The 14,064-nt window shown below is 27.8% G+C and carries 13 protein-coding genes and 1 tRNA gene; 10 read left to right on the top strand and 4 right to left on the bottom strand.

What is annotated here, in order from left to right; all coding sequences use genetic code 11:
- Positions 1–135: 135 nt before the first annotated feature.
- The 8 genes from MBFIL_RS08180 (at position 136) to mmp11 (ending at position 6,904) form a co-directional block, all read left to right on the top strand.
- The gene (locus MBFIL_RS08180; protein WP_066973411.1) at positions 136–708 is read left to right on the top strand and encodes a hypothetical protein; all 573 of its coding nucleotides are present in this window, start codon (positions 136–138) and stop codon (positions 706–708) included.
- A 158-nt stretch (positions 709–866) separates the two neighbouring features.
- A tRNA-Arg gene (locus MBFIL_RS08175) sits at positions 867–939 on the top strand.
- A 45-nt stretch (positions 940–984) separates the two neighbouring features.
- A complete protein-coding gene (truD, locus tag MBFIL_RS08170) occupies positions 985–2,250 on the top strand; it encodes a tRNA pseudouridine(13) synthase TruD (RefSeq protein WP_066973408.1) in 1,266 nt (421 codons plus the stop codon).
- 27 nt (positions 2,251–2,277) lie between these two features.
- Complete coding sequence (locus tag MBFIL_RS08165; protein WP_066973413.1) at positions 2,278–2,664, top strand: DUF126 domain-containing protein; 387 nt, start codon at positions 2,278–2,280, stop codon at positions 2,662–2,664.
- Positions 2,665–2,906: 242 nt separating this feature from the next.
- Positions 2,907–3,896 (top strand): isocitrate/isopropylmalate family dehydrogenase, encoded by a 990-nt coding sequence (locus MBFIL_RS08160; RefSeq protein WP_066973406.1) that lies wholly within the window; start codon positions 2,907–2,909, stop codon positions 3,894–3,896.
- Between the two features lie 75 nt (positions 3,897–3,971).
- On the top strand, positions 3,972–5,150 hold the full coding sequence (locus MBFIL_RS08155) for a cysteine desulfurase (protein WP_066973404.1): 1,179 nt from the start codon (positions 3,972–3,974) through the stop codon (positions 5,148–5,150).
- A 372-nt stretch (positions 5,151–5,522) separates the two neighbouring features.
- Positions 5,523–5,939 carry a 6,7-dimethyl-8-ribityllumazine synthase gene (gene ribH, locus MBFIL_RS08150; protein ID WP_066973402.1) on the top strand — a complete coding sequence of 139 codons (417 nt, stop codon included), beginning with the start codon at positions 5,523–5,525 and terminating at the stop codon, positions 5,937–5,939.
- A 32-nt stretch (positions 5,940–5,971) separates the two neighbouring features.
- Positions 5,972–6,904 (top strand): methanogenesis marker protein 11, encoded by a 933-nt coding sequence (gene mmp11, locus MBFIL_RS08145; RefSeq protein WP_066973400.1) that lies wholly within the window; start codon positions 5,972–5,974, stop codon positions 6,902–6,904.
- A gap of 154 nt (positions 6,905–7,058) precedes the next feature.
- Here mmp11 and MBFIL_RS08140 read toward each other — a convergent pair whose 3' ends face one another.
- The 3 genes from MBFIL_RS08140 to argS form a co-directional block, all read right to left on the bottom strand.
- Complete coding sequence (locus MBFIL_RS08140) at positions 7,059–7,607, bottom strand: nitroreductase family protein (protein WP_066973398.1); 549 nt, start codon at positions 7,605–7,607, stop codon at positions 7,059–7,061.
- A gap of 393 nt (positions 7,608–8,000) precedes the next feature.
- A complete protein-coding gene (locus tag MBFIL_RS08135; protein ID WP_066973395.1) occupies positions 8,001–9,041 on the bottom strand; it encodes an epoxyqueuosine reductase in 1,041 nt (346 codons plus the stop codon).
- A 45-nt stretch (positions 9,042–9,086) separates the two neighbouring features.
- The gene (gene argS, locus MBFIL_RS08130; protein ID WP_066973393.1) at positions 9,087–10,805 is read right to left on the bottom strand and encodes an arginine--tRNA ligase; all 1,719 of its coding nucleotides are present in this window, start codon (positions 10,803–10,805) and stop codon (positions 9,087–9,089) included.
- Positions 10,806–11,168: 363 nt separating this feature from the next.
- On the opposite strand from argS, the gene MBFIL_RS08125 reads away from it, so the two are divergent.
- Positions 11,169–11,903: a Fic family protein gene (locus MBFIL_RS08125; RefSeq protein ID WP_066973391.1), complete on the top strand. Its 735-nt coding sequence runs from the start codon at positions 11,169–11,171 to the stop codon at positions 11,901–11,903.
- 224 nt (positions 11,904–12,127) lie between these two features.
- Positions 12,128–13,354 carry a restriction endonuclease subunit S gene (locus MBFIL_RS08120; RefSeq protein ID WP_066973389.1) on the top strand — a complete coding sequence of 409 codons (1,227 nt, stop codon included), beginning with the start codon at positions 12,128–12,130 and terminating at the stop codon, positions 13,352–13,354.
- A gap of 260 nt (positions 13,355–13,614) precedes the next feature.
- On the opposite strand, the gene MBFIL_RS08115 is transcribed toward MBFIL_RS08120, so the two are convergent.
- Complete coding sequence (locus MBFIL_RS08115) at positions 13,615–13,872, bottom strand: AbrB/MazE/SpoVT family DNA-binding domain-containing protein (protein WP_066973387.1); 258 nt, start codon at positions 13,870–13,872, stop codon at positions 13,615–13,617.
- Between the last annotated feature and the right edge of the window lie 192 nt (positions 13,873–14,064).

Below are 14,064 nucleotides of genomic sequence, written 5' to 3'. Positions count from 1 at the left end.
AATAGATATTCAATGAAAAACATAGACAACAAATAAAAAAAACTACAAAAAATAATTTACAATCTAACCACAACTAAGAAAATTCACTGTCATCCATCAACTGAAAAATTAATTATTGCACAGCCAAGTTATTTTATGAAAATTTTATTATTTAATCTTAGTTTATTTAATAATAGTAATACTAATTCAATGAAATATAATAATAGTACTAATAATGATAATAATAGTGCTAATAGTACTAATAATAGTGCTAATAATAATGATAATATTTTAAAGGATAATAATGGCTTTATATCAATATTTGATATTTTAATCGCCATGATTATCATAGTATTATCTTTAATGCTATTTACTACTATTAATAACATAGATATTCCTTTAACTATTGAAGAAAGATCAGTATCTTATAATAGTGAAGATATTATGGAATCGCTCTCAGCTAAACCTTACGAAAATAATAAGCCTGTTTTAGAAATAGCTATGGATACTTTAAAATCAAATAACAACAGTGATGAATCTATAAAATCAGTTGGAATCATGATTGGAAGATTTTTAAATGAAACTACAAGTGAAAATTACTTATTAGCTGAAATGAATCAAATTAACTCAACAGTATTAGCTTCTCGGGGAGATATTGAAATAGCAGAGAATATAAGTACAGTTAATAGGCATTTTGGAGATTATAACTTCTTATTATATTTGTGGTAAATTATGATAAATTATGATAAATATTAAATACTATCAATACTAGATTTATAAATGTTACAATTTTATAGATGTTATACCTAATAATAAATATTATACTAAGTCTATTGTATTATAAAAATAATTTATTTTAATAAATATTACTTTAATTAATCAGTCCTGCCCTGATAGTGTAGTTGGATAACACGTAGGACTGCGGATCCTATTCCCCGGGTTCAAGTCCCGGTCAGGGCATTTTTAACCTACTTTTTTTATTAACCTTGATTTAGGAGAACTTTAATGCTTAATGCTCAAACTTATGTTACAAAAGAAAAAGGAATTGGAGGAACAATTAGGAATAGCTATGAAGATTTCTATGTTGAAGAAATCCCATCAGAAAGTATTGAGTTTGGAGAAGGTCCAAACATATGGATATGGATAGAGAAAGTTGGAAGAACAACTTTAGATGTTTTAATGGACATTTCCAGAGACTTACACATAAGTAGAAAGCGTATGGGCTTTGCAGGAATGAAAGACAAACGAGCTGTTACTCGCCAATGGATATGCATAAGTAACATAGATTCAGATGAACAATTAGACCAAATCTTAGCTTTAAAAGACAGAATCAGGAATACAGAGTTTTTAAAAGTTGAAAGAGCTAGAAAAAAACTTAGAATGGGTCAACTTATTGGAAATAAATTTAAAATATTAATAAGAGATATTGAAGATATTGATTCAGGAGTCGAAATAGCAAACAATGTTTTTAAAACTCTAGAGCGTACTGGTGTTCCTAATTACTTTGGATGGCAAAGATTCGGAAAACCAAGAACAAATACTCATAAAATAGGTAAAGCATTAGTAGAGAACGACATTAAAGAAGCTGTAAGGCTTTACATTGGAAATCCATACTCTGGAGAAAATGAAGAAGTTCAAATAGCTAGAGCAGCTTATGATACTGGAGATATTGAGAAAACTTATGAATTAATGCCTAATGGAATGAGATATGAAAGAATTATGCTTAGAGAACTTTTATCTCAACTGAAAAAAAGAGAACTTGATGAAATTTCTTATATGAAATCTATTTATGCTCTTCCAAAACCTCTTCAAAGAATGTTTGTTAATGCTTATCAATCTTATTTATTTAACAAAGCTGTAAGCAACAGAATAAAGCTAGGGATTGACAAATATGTTGATGGTGACATAGTAATTGATAAGGAAGAACACTGGATTCATGACAAAACACCTGAAGAACTTCAAATAATGATTGATAATTTTGAAGCAAGCCCTACATCTCCACTTTTTGGGACTAAAGTGCCCTTGGGAGAGGGAAAGGTTGGAGAATTAGAACAAAAAGTTTTAGATGATGAAGGATTGAAAAAAGAAGATTTTGAATGTCCAAAAACTCCTAAACTTGGAAGTCATGGAATAAGAAGAGCAATGCGATTTAAATTATGGGATGCTAAAGCAACAGCAACGGATGAGGGGATTTTAACAGAGTTTTCAATAACCAAAGGTTCCTATGCAACATCAGTACTTCGTGAGGTTATGAAAAACGAAGTTGTTTAAGGGAAATACTAATGGAGAGATATAATGATAATAAAATGCAGATCTATTTCAAAAGGGATAGCTAAAGGAAAATTGATTGTAAGTAATGAACCTATTAGTTTTTTAGGTGGTGTTGATCCAGAAACAGGAGTAGTGATTGATAAAAACCATGAACTTAATGGTCAATCAATAAAAGATAAAATATTATTTATTCCTGGTGGTAAAGGTTCAACAGTAGGTTCTTATGTAATATTCCAAATGAAAAAGAATAACACAGCACCAAAAGCCATTATATGTCTTAAAGCTGAGCCAATAATAGCTACAGGCGTTATAATGTCTAATATTCCAATGGTAGACTCCCCTACATCATCAGATACATTATTAACTGATCTTGAAGTTGAGGTAGATGGAGATAAAGGAGAAATCATTTTATAATTTCTATTAAATATTTTAATTAACTTATTTTAATTATTACTAATTTTTAAGAATTATTAGTATTTTAAAGTAGAAATTAATAAATATCATTAAAAACAAATTTAATTTAATATAAAAATTTAATTGTTTAACTAATACTTAAATTATAAAAATAATAATCTAACTAATACTTATAAAAATAATAATCTAACTAATACTTAAATTATAAAAATAATAATCATTTTTACTTATTTGTGATACCAATGAATAAAATAGCTATTATACCTGGAGACGGAATTGGAAAAGAAGTAATGGACGCTGCACTTCATGTTTTAGACTCAATTGGTCTTAAATTTGACTATAAGTTTGGTGAAGCTGGAGATGAGTACTTTGAAAAGTATGGTATTGCACTTCCAAAGGAGACAATTGATCTTGTTAAATCTTCTGATGCTTGTTTATTTGGTGCTGCAGGTGAAACAGCAGCAGATGTTATTGTTCGGCTCAGACAAGTTATGAATTTATTTGCAAACCTTAGACCTGTTAAATCATACCCTAATACTAATTCATTATTTGATAATCTTGATTTCATGATAGTTAGGGAAAATACAGAGGGAATATACGTAGGTCAAGAAGAATTCATTGAAGATGGAGCTGTAGCAAAAAGAATTATAAGTAGAAAAGCTTCTGAAAGGATAATTAACTATGCATTTAATTATGCAATGGAAAATAATAGATTTAAGGTTACTTGTGTTCATAAAGCTAATGTATTGAAAAAAACTGATGGATTATTTAAAGAAACCTTTTACAATATTGCTGAAAAGTATCCCAAAATAGATAAAGAAGATTTCTATGTTGATGCAACAGCAATGTACCTTTTAACAAGACCAGAATCATTTGATGTGATTGTAACCACCAATTTATTTGGTGATATATTATCTGATGAAGGAGCGGGTTTAGTTGGAGGACTTGGACTTATACCCTCTGCAAATATTGGTGAGGATGCTGGACTGTTTGAACCAGTCCATGGTTCTGCTCCAGACATAGCAGGAAAAGGAATAGCTAACCCAATAGCTATGATTCTATCTGCAGGTATGATGTTAGATTATCTTGGACTAAACACAGAAGCCCATAAAATAGATTTAGCTATTCAAGAAGTTTTAAAAGAAGGAAAAGTTTTAACTAGAGATTTAGGTGGAAATTCCTCTACAATGGATCTTGCAAATGAAGTAATAGATAAATATAATGAAATTTAAAACTAATAATCTAAATAAATAATAACTAAGTGGATAATAGCTAAATGGACAATAGTACAATTAGTGGAGCATAGTATGATTAGTAGAGATAGATTAATTGAAGATTTTCCAATACTAAATGATATTACTTATTTAGATTCTGCTAGTACTAGTTTAACTCCCAGACCAGTTGTAGATGCAATGAATGATTATTATTTAAACTACAACTCAAATACAGGTAGAGGGTCTTACAAAATAGCTATTAAATCAACTAACAAAGTAGAACAAACACGAGAAAAAATAGCTAAATTATTAAATACTGCCTCCCAAGAAATTATTTTCACAAAAAACACAACAGAAGCCATTAATTTAATAGCTAATGGTTTAAATTTCAATACAGAAGATAACATCATAATTTCAAATATTGAACATCATTCTAACTTTATTCCATGGGTAAATAAGTCAATTGATATTAGAATAGCTAAAGCAAAGAATTATGTAGTAGAACCTGATTCTATTAGTGATTTAATTAATAAAAACACTAAACTAATAGCTATTAGTCATATAACTAATGCTTTTGGATCAATTCAAGATATTGAAGAAATAATAAAAATAGCTCATGAAATGGATGTGCTTGTCCTTGTTGATAGTGCTCAATCAGCAGGTCACACTGAGATCGATATTAAAAAGTTAAATCCTGATTTCATGGCTTTTCCTGGGCATAAAGGATTACTTGGACCTACTGGAACAGGATTTTTATATTTAAAAGAAGAATTGTCTGAGGAAATTAAACCTTCCAACCTTGGTGGTGGAACAGTAACAAGTGTTAATGGTATAAATTTCAAGTTAGAAGAACCTCCTTCTAGATTTGAAGGTGGAACACTGAATATCGGCGGAATTATAGGTTTAAATGCTGGTATTGATTATTTATTAAACTTTGGAATTCCAAAAATTGAAAATCATATAAATAATCTTACAAAAATGCTATATAAAGGCTTACAAGCAAATGGAAATGTTACTATCTATGGTAATCCCAATAATATTCATGGAATAGTTTCTTTTAACATAAATGGACTTAACCCATATGACGTGGGTAAAATATTAGATGAAACAGATGATATTTGCCTTAGAAGTGGTTTTCACTGTGCAATTCCTGGACTTAAATCTGTTGGAGCCAATGAAGGAACAGTACGGGGATCATTCCATGTGTATAATACTAAAGAAGATGTTGAAAAGCTTATTTATTCAATTGAAGAGTTAAGTCAATTTACATAGCTATTTTTAAAAATCAATATTTTAATATATGATAAAATTCATAGTTAATATATTATTAATTTAAGACACTGATTTCGAAAAAATAAAAAATTTTTTCAAAATCCTTTTTGAAGCCATAAAAACTGATTTAGGTACTTATGGGAGATTTTGCAAAATTTTCTATTTTGCGAAATCAGCGTATAAATATTAAATTTAAGTACCCATGTGGAGATTTTGGGAAATCAGTGTATTAAATTTAGTGGAGGAATATAATATGAATTGGATTATGAAATTTGGAGCTATTTTTATAGTTGCAATTATGGTTTTAAGTGCTGTAGCTTACTTTGTGGCTATGGTAATCTAAATAAATAATGATTTAACCGAGGAAGAATTATGGTAGAATATAAAATTGGTGCTGTTGTAGCTGAATTTAACTATGACATCACACATATGATGCTTGAACTTGCAAAAGAAGAAGCTAAAATACGAGACTCTGAAATAACTAAAGTAGTAACTGTCCCTGGTGTTTTTGACATGCCTTTAGCTATTAAGAAATTACTTGAAAAAGAAGATATTGATGCAGTTATTACTCTTGGAGCTGTTATTGAGGGAGCAACTGGACATGACCAGATTGTTGCTCAACATGCCTCCCGTAAAATAGCTGATTTATCTCTTGACTATGAAAAACCTGTTGCACTTGGAATAAGTGGTCCAGGGATGACAAGGTTAGATGCACACAAAAGAATTGATTATGGTAAAAAAGCAGTTGAAGCTGCAATTAAAATGTGCAAACGTTTAGATGAGATTTAAATTTAACAATTAGTTTAATAGCTGGATTTTTCATGGAAATTTTAAAAAGAAAAGATTTAAAAGAAAGATTCACTGATACTTGGGTTGCCCCATATGAGAAAGTTATTACAATGGTGGATAATGATCTTGTAGAAATTGTGGAGTATCACCCATGTATTTCAGGATCTCATTGGATAGTTCATCAATACAAAAACACTAGTAACCTTATTTTAAATGCTTATCGTGATGGCAATAAGCAAGTTTTCCTAACAAAAATAGGTAAAAATCCTTTAAATCTTAAAGCAAGTATCAATGCTGCTGGAATCGAAGAAGTTAAAGTAATAGATAATGAAGTCAAAGTAACTCATGCAGGACTTGCTGGTGCTGGTGTTGGAGCATGTATGTGTCGCGGAATGGCTGAAGGTGTTAATTACATTGAGCTTATGGACACTGGAGGAGGATCTAAACTTGGAAAAGCTGCAGTTATCACTCCTAAAATGGAGAAAGTAGTTATTGGGATTGACGATACCGATACTAAAGACGAAGGCGCTACTTGGACAATGGCTCATAATATTGGAGTTCAACTAAAAAAAGAAGGCTTTGAATACTTAGATCATGTTATTGTTCAACTATATCCTCACAATCCTCATAAAACTCAAAATTGTGTTTCCATAGCTTTAACTTTTGCAGTTTTAAGTAGCGAAGTAGATAGTTTAATTGAAAGAATCTCTGAGCTTTTAAAAGAGAATACTTTATCTGATAAAACATCAATAGCTATCTTAAAAGGTCTGAAAATTCCAAAAGAATTGCGAGATTACTCTATGAAAGCTAAAACCTCAATGGTATCTGTTAAGCAAGCAGAAGATGTTGCAGATAAATTAAACATACAAGTAATAGCTATTACTGGAGATCAAGGAAAAATAGGTGCACTTGCAGCTCTTGGTCTTTATAATGATTTAGAAGAAGCTGTTAAGGTTTATTATTAAATAAAACAAAGATTTATTTAAAATATAGAATAAAAATTAGTAAATAGTTAAAATAATAAATTAACATATTAAATATATCGAAAATTTAATAAATATGATTATTTCTACAATGATTCTTTTTAAGAAACTTGTTAAAACTAATAATCAAATTTCCTTATTTTACATAATTAATATTATCTAATTCTGCTCTTTCAGCTATTTCTTCAGATTCATCTGCTTTACCAATTAATACTCCTATAAGTACTTTGAAACCTTCTGGAAGTCCTAATTCTTTAGCTATTTCATCACCAGCAGGGCTTATAAATGGTAATGTTGGGGTTATTGCATAGCAAGTACCATATTCTAATGCTGTAGCTGCAAGAATAATATTTTCTGCTGCAGCAGATGTTGTTAAAGCACCATAAATATTTTCTTCAGGAGCAGATAATAAAATTAGAGTAGGAGCTCCATATAATGGTTGATACCCAGGTATTGCAGCTCTAGATTCTAAAAATTCATTTCCAGAATTTTTCATAGTATCAAGTGCTACATCATTGATCTTTTGGATTAAATCTTTATTTTGAACCACAGTTATTTGGAATTCACCAGCTATTGGAGCAATTTTACCTGTGTCTACTATTTTTTTCAAATCATCTTCATTTACATTTTCATCTAAATAGCTTCTTATACTTCTTCTTTTTTCTATTACGTTGAATATAGACATATTTATCACCATATTGTATGTTTTATAATTTAATTTTTGAAATTTTTAAAACAAATCTTGGAAATCTAAGAGTTATAATGATTTAGAAACCTCATGTTTTTCTAAATTCTAAAAACTATTGTCTAACTATTTTATTTTTAATTTTATTTTAAAAGGGGCTTAATTTTGATATGATTTTTATCATTATATAGTTTTTGGTTATTAAAATGTAGATTATACAATAAAATATATAAAATATATAAAATATATAAAATATATTAGATATTAATCAATTTAATTCAATTTAATTATTTTTTTATATTAGTATTACTAAAACAATCATATTTAATACTATTTATTGAAAATTATTTACATTAAGATAATTAAGATATAAAGTACAATGAATAATCATTTTTAAGTATATAACTTTTTTTGAGTTTCACTCATGTTTTTAATGATTTCTTCTGCTTCATCAGGAGATACACGCTTTCGATTTCCGAGTTTATCCTCAAAAATCACTTCACTATTTTTAAATAGTTTATACCTATGTTTTCTAACACTTTTATCAGGATGACATATAAGTTGACAGGTACTACATGTATACTGCATTTTATGTTCAGGTACTCCTGGATGATAGAATACAGGATCTTTTTTAGGTCTTTTAACATATGCAGGCATAGCTTTTTCTCGAAGTGCTTCAAATTCAATATCTTCTTGTGGAATATCAAATCGTCCTGGTGACCATGTTGAATATTTTTTTGATGGATGAAGTCCTGTTGCACCACCACAAACAAGTATACAACGCCAATGGCTTTTAGGGTTTTGATATTCAAAATCAAACCCTCCAATTTTTACTTTTGTTTTCGCCTTTGAAATATAACCTGGAATACATCCTGCTTTACAAAGCATGCATTCATCACAATAATTTTCTGATTTTGAAATAGGTTCAGTTGCTTTTAGTTCTGCATCAGTCACAACAGAACTTAAAGCTATTGCAGACCCATTATCCTTAGTTAATATATGTCCAGAATGCCCAAAAAATCCAACTCCAGCTCTTGCAGCTAAATATTTATGTGAAACAATAGGTTTTCGATCTCTTATTCCATTTGGAGTATCTTTCCTATAAATAAAGTTAGGTGCTACTGGAACAGCATTATAATCCATCTGATTTAGAAAACCTGCTAATTCTAAAGATATTCCTCCTGCAAATGTAGTTGTTTTTATCTTGTTTTCATTAAGATCAAAATCTTCTTTAGCTAAAAATGGTTCTATTAAATCTTGATTAAATGGAACTGCAAAAACAATTGCTGATTTTGCCCCATCTAATGCTGAATTCAATTCTGTTGATTTTGGACCTCCTTTTAAAGTTTCAATAGTAGCTATTCCGACATCCGATGCTCCGAGTGCTATAGCCATACTTTTAAGAATTTTAGAAAGTTCTTCTTTAGTATACATAAATTATCCACCATCTATCTATTTATACCAAAATATTCTAATGTTTTACATAGTTATTGGTGCAACTACTCCAAGAATGTCTAATGCATTTTTTATTGTTATCCTTGTTTTATCCACAAGTAATAGACGATAATATTCATATTCATGATTTATTACTTGTTCTGATTTGTAGAATTTATTAAATGCACTTGATAAGTCTTGTACATATTGTGCAATTAAGTGAATTCTTCTGATTTTAGCAGATTCTGAAATTACTTGAGGGAATTTTGCAAGGATTCTGATTAGGTCTGTTTCTGCTTTATTTAAGTCCCATTCCTCATCATCAATGTTATCAATAGCTATTTCTAAATTATCATTTGCTTTTTTGGATTTTTCAAGTAATTTACATGCTCTTGCATGAGCATACTGTATTGATGCACATCCTTTCTCAAAACTTAATGCTTCATCCCATTTAAACGTGATATGTTTTTCTGGAGATAATTTAGCAATATAATATCTTATAGCACCTATTCCTATTTCTTCAGCTATTTTTAAAAGTTCATTATTAGTAAGTTCTGGTCGTCTTGTTTTTAATTCTTTTTCTGCCCTTGTAATTGCTTCAACTATTAAATCATCAACTGATACAAAAACTCCTCTTCTTGTTGACATTGAGCCTTCAGGTAAATTAATAAATTCATAGAACACTACCTCTGGTGCTTTTTCACCAATCAATTCTAATGCCACACTTACTTGATCAATAGCTAACTTATGATCTGCACCAAGAATATCTAAAACAACATCTCCCTGTTTTGATTTGAAACTGTGGTATGCAAGATCTCTTGTTGAGTAGAGAGATGTGCCATCTGATCTTCTAAGAACTAACTCTTTTTCTATTCCGAAATCTTGAGAAAGATCTAAAATTAATACTTCACCTTTCTTTGTATAACCTGTAGCTATTAAATCATCTACAATCTTATTAACCTCTCCATTTCTAACAAATTGACCTTCCCAAACGAATTCATCATGTTCAATATTAAGTTTATGTAATGTTTCCTTTACTCCAGTTAAACAGTCTTCAACTGCTTTTTCAAATACAATATTAAGCTTAGAATCTTTTCCTGCTTCATAAGTCTTGATTAAATCCCCTACTTTTGTGTTTAATTCTGGTTCTTCATTTAACTTCTGATTTGCCTTAAAATATAGATTTCCAATTTGATGATCGATTTTTTCACTAAAATTAGGATCTAATTCTAATTTTAAGTCTTTTATTCCAAATACTATAATAGCTATTTGTCTTCCCATGTCATTTACATAATATTGAGTGTCTAAATTATTTCCAGCAATAGTTAATAATCTTTTAAGTGAATCCCCAATAATAGCATTTCTAATGTGCCCTATATGTAATGGTCCGTTAGGATTTGCAGAAGTATGTTCTAGTATGATCTTTTTTCCTGTTTTTTCTAATTGACCATAGTCCTTTGTGATTGTTTTAAGCAATTCCTTTGCAAATATTGAATAATCAATGAAAAAATTTATATATGGTCCTTTTGCTTCTATTTTCTGAAAAATAGACTTTATTTCTATATTTCCCATAATTTCAGATGCTATTTCCATTGGAGACCTTTTTTGAACCTTTGCAAGTTCAAAGGAAATGGTAGATGCGAAATCACCAAGTTCAGGATTAGTTGGATTATCTAATTTAATTTCATCAGGAATTTCATAACCTAATTTATCAAGACAATTCTTTAAAATAGCTATTGCCTCATTTTTAACTTTAAAATACATTGATTCACCCTCATTCTTTAATATATGTAATAATTAGTAGATAATTTAGTAAATAATTAAAATATATGAATTAAAATATAGTATAATAATTGATTAAAATATTATTGATTAAGGATCATGTATTAACAAAACATGATATCTAAGTATAGTAGAAATATAATTTGAATATGATATAATTTTAAGTAGTATAATTTAAGTATTTTTTCATTAATATGGAGACTATCCATATATTTATATTTAGTATATTTAGTAATAAAAAATATATATTAAAAATTATAGATTAAATATTACTAATTAATATTAAGATAAATATTGATTATTTTTTACAAAATATATTTAAAAATTGAAATAAGGAACTAAATCATGGACTACAATAGCTTAATTGAAAAAAGAGATTTTGTTAAAAATAATATTGATAAATTAGATAAAATTCTATTAGAAAAATACACTACTAATTTTGAAATTAATTTTACCCATGATTCAACTGCAATTGAAGGAAACACACTAACATTACTTGAAACTAAAATAATACTTGAAGATAAAATATCTGTTGGCTCAAAAGAACTAATAGAAATATATGAAGTTGTAAATCATGATAAAGCATGGAATTATGTGAAAGAATGCATTTATGAGAATGAAATATTAAATGAAACTATTATAAAAAATATTCATAAAATTTTAATGGAAAACATACTAGAGGGTGGTGTTTATCGTGATGTTGAAGTTGTAATATCTGGTGCAAAACACAAACCTCCAAGCCCATTTATAGCTAATTATGAGTTAGAAGAATTTTATAAAACTTTAAAAAAAAATGATTATAATAATATAGCTATTGCAGCATATACCCATGGCGAATTTGTTAAAATACATCCATTTATAGATGGTAATGGCAGAACTTCTAGAATTATAATGAATTATCAATTAATAAAAAGTGGATTTCTACCAATATCTATTAAAGTAGAAGATAAATCTGAATATTACAATGTTTTGGAAGAATATGCTACTAACAATAATTTAGAGCCATTAATTAAGCTAATATATAAATTAGAAGAAAAAGAACTAGATTTTTACATTAAAGCTATTAGTCCAAACTTTTAAAAGCGAGATCAAAAGAAATCAAAGATTTTTAACTTAATAAATTAAGTTGATCAAAAGATATTCCAAAAAATAAATATTTTTTAAAATAAAAAATTAAACTTTTTTATTTAAATAATAAAAAATCACGATTTAATAATAATATATAAATGTATAATAAAAAGCAGTGATAAAATGCAAGAATGCTACAAATTAGGAATAAAACCCAATATTTCAGGTGTAAAATAATGTCAAAAAACAACACACCAAAATTGCGATTTCCAGAATTTTCAGACCATTGGGAAGAGAAAAAATTAGGGGAAATTGCTTATATTAAAGGAAGAATCGGGTGGAAAAACTTAAAACAATCTGAGTATACTGAAGATGGACCGTATTTAATTGCAGGTAAACATATTCATAATGGGGTGATTCATTGGAAAAAATGTGATCATATTTCTTATGAACGGTATAAAGAATCAGAAGAAATAGCTTTGGAAAACGGAGATATTATTTTTTCAAAAGATGGTAGCTTAGGTAATCCTGCATTAATTGAAAATCTAAAAGTAGAAGCAACCATTAATGGGACTATGATGTTAGTTCGATTTGGAAATAATCTAGTTAATCCAAGCTACTTTTATCAAATTTTAAATTCTAACTATTTTTTTAGATTATTATATGTATTGAAGTCAGGAAGTAGCATTCCACATATTTTTCAAAGAGATATGAAAAATTTTAAATTTCCATTATCTAAAATCAAAGAGCAGACAAAAATAGCTAACTTCTTAACACAAGTAGATGAGAAAATAAACCTTTTAGAAAAGAAATTAGATATTTTTAAGGATTTTAAGAAGTTTTGTTTGCAACAGTTATTCGCACAGAAATTAAGATTTAAAAATGCTAATGATGAAAATTATCCTGAATGGGAAAAAATATCTTTAGGTAAAATAGCAGCAGTAAAAAAAGGATTTACTCCATCAACAAATAACTCATCGAATTGGGATGAAGGAGATATTCCTTGGTTATCTATTGCTGATATGAAAAAAGGAAAATATTTAGATCATACATCTAAGCAAATTACAAAAAAAGGTTCTAATGATAAAGATATGGTAAAAAAAGGTTCTTTAATTATGAGTTTCAAACTAACTATTGGGAGACTAGCTATTTTAAATCGAGACATGTACACTAATGAAGCTATTTGTAACTTTCAATGGTATTCATCTTCAGTTTTGACTGAATATATGTATTATTATTTAAATTCCATTAATATGAAAAAATATGGTTCTCAAGCAGCAAAAGGTATTACACTTAACAATGATTCTTTAGAAACAATACCTATAAAACTTCCAATATTTGAAGAACAAGAAAAAATAGCTAATTTTCTAATAAATTTAGATAATAAACTAGATAAAATAGCTATTGAATTAGAGAATACAAAAGAATTTAAAAAAGGATTACTCCAACAAATGTTTATATAAATATTATTTTATTTTATAAATTTTATCTCTTGATCCAATATTTAATATTTTTATTTCTTCTCCATTAATTTCATAAATGATTCTATAGTTTCGAATTCATTCACTGAAATGATTTTTATGTTTATTAGATAATAGTTTTCCATTAAATAGATTTTCTTTTATTTTAGCGAATTTTTTATATATTTCTAAGTAAAATCCTTTGTTCTTTTTTTAATTTTTCAAGGGAAATATTGAATTCACAAGACAGTGCAATATAATATTCAGCTTTCTTTGAGGACTTTTTCAACATCTACAATTACCTTTTTGCCTTGATCCATTTCATTTCTGATTTTATCTAGGTGTTCAAAGAAAATATCACATTCTTCTTCTGTGTATTTCTTTTTAAATCTTAAAATGACATCATTTTTCTCATTAACATCCCATTCGATAAGCATGTTTCCTTTTAAATTCAATCTATTTCGTATTTCCTTAGGAATTGTAGTTTGATTTTTACCAAACATATTTGTAACTGCAATCATGAAAATATTCTCCATTAAAAATTATAGTAAGTATAGTAATTATACTATTATTTTTTTAAATATATTAGGCTGTGCAACGATTATTTTTTGTAAAAATAGATATCTAATTAAAATAAATTAAAATATTTGTAAGTCATTAATACATATTTTTTATAAAAAATAAATGTTTAAAATAGTTATAATTAATAAATA

The organism is Methanobrevibacter filiformis (assembly GCF_001639265.1).
Lineage (GTDB): Archaea > Methanobacteriota > Methanobacteria > Methanobacteriales > Methanobacteriaceae > Methanacia > Methanacia filiformis.
The sequence above is the reverse complement of the archived record's forward strand: the minus strand, read 5'-3'. Positions and strand labels throughout refer to the sequence as shown.

What these genes read in the sequence shown, in the direction of transcription:
- MBFIL_RS08160 (WP_066973406.1), top strand. Translation starts at nt 2,907, where the DNA reads ATGAATAAAATAGCTATTATACCTGGAGACGGAATTGGAAAAGAAGTA.
- MBFIL_RS08140 (WP_066973398.1), bottom strand. Translation starts at nt 7,607, where the DNA reads ATGTCTATATTCAACGTAATAGAAAAAAGAAGAAGTATAAGAAGCTAT.
- ribH (WP_066973402.1), top strand. Translation starts at nt 5,523, where the DNA reads ATGGTAGAATATAAAATTGGTGCTGTTGTAGCTGAATTTAACTATGAC.
- mmp11 (WP_066973400.1), top strand. Translation starts at nt 5,972, where the DNA reads ATGGAAATTTTAAAAAGAAAAGATTTAAAAGAAAGATTCACTGATACT.
- argS (WP_066973393.1), bottom strand. Translation starts at nt 10,805, where the DNA reads ATGTATTTTAAAGTTAAAAATGAGGCAATAGCTATTTTAAAGAATTGT.
- MBFIL_RS08120 (WP_066973389.1), top strand. Translation starts at nt 12,128, where the DNA reads ATGTCAAAAAACAACACACCAAAATTGCGATTTCCAGAATTTTCAGAC.
- MBFIL_RS08135 (WP_066973395.1), bottom strand. Translation starts at nt 9,041, where the DNA reads ATGTATACTAAAGAAGAACTTTCTAAAATTCTTAAAAGTATGGCTATA.
- MBFIL_RS08155 (WP_066973404.1), top strand. Translation starts at nt 3,972, where the DNA reads ATGATTAGTAGAGATAGATTAATTGAAGATTTTCCAATACTAAATGAT.
- MBFIL_RS08115 (WP_066973387.1), bottom strand. Translation starts at nt 13,872, where the DNA reads ATGATTGCAGTTACAAATATGTTTGGTAAAAATCAAACTACAATTCCT.
- MBFIL_RS08180 (WP_066973411.1), top strand. Translation starts at nt 136, where the DNA reads ATGAAAATTTTATTATTTAATCTTAGTTTATTTAATAATAGTAATACT.
- truD (WP_066973408.1), top strand. Translation starts at nt 985, where the DNA reads ATGCTTAATGCTCAAACTTATGTTACAAAAGAAAAAGGAATTGGAGGA.
- MBFIL_RS08125 (WP_066973391.1), top strand. Translation starts at nt 11,169, where the DNA reads ATGGACTACAATAGCTTAATTGAAAAAAGAGATTTTGTTAAAAATAAT.